At 47.5% G+C, this 581-nt stretch carries 1 protein-coding gene; it reads right to left on the bottom strand.

Features of this window, described 5'->3' with window-relative positions; all coding sequences use genetic code 11:
- Positions 1 to 172 precede the first annotated feature (172 nt).
- Positions 173 to 581 (bottom strand): DUF6318 family protein (locus M3T53_RS09790; protein WP_272434345.1); only part of this gene is annotated, 409 nt, incomplete at its 5' end.

The following is a 581-nucleotide window of genomic DNA, read 5'->3' as shown; positions in this document are numbered from 1 at the left end:
GGTCGAGGAATCCCCAGAAGAAACCTCTGCATGAGTGGATGCCCAAACACTTACGGTTGAATGCGATCCGTACGCATTGAAGCGATCATCGCTACTCCCGTCGGCGTATGCCGGGTTTGCATATGTCATAAAACATAATGCGCTAACGCTGAAGATAAAGACGATCCGCTTTCTAAGGATTTGAGGATTCATTGGATTCTTCTTCTGACGCTGCTTGACTAATGTGCCAGCCCTCTCCGTCCCATACTATGAAGAGTGCGAGTAGCTCATTTCCTGGAGGATTCTTCTCTAAAACCCCGTTTCTGTATATGTGAGTCTCAGGTGAACTGATTTTTAATTGGACTCCATAGGTTGTCGAAGTTATTTCCTCTTGATTGACCGGTTCATCCCTTACTACTTTATGGACTACATATTTTTGACCATTTGCCCATCCCCCAGAAATGTATAAATCATCTATGGATTGAGCCATTGCGGAACATAGTTGACACTCTGGGGAACTGAAGTCCTTCATGGGCTGGGTGTCGCCGGTGTTCCATGCATACTCGGTGAGCGCGAGGAAGTGGCGGGCGGCGTATTCGGCA

Origin of the sequence: Actinomyces sp. B33 (assembly GCF_028437565.1) — a bacterium.
GTDB lineage: Bacteria > Actinomycetota > Actinomycetes > Actinomycetales > Actinomycetaceae > Pauljensenia.
The sequence above is the reverse complement of the archived record's forward strand: the minus strand, read 5'-3'. Positions and strand labels throughout refer to the sequence as shown.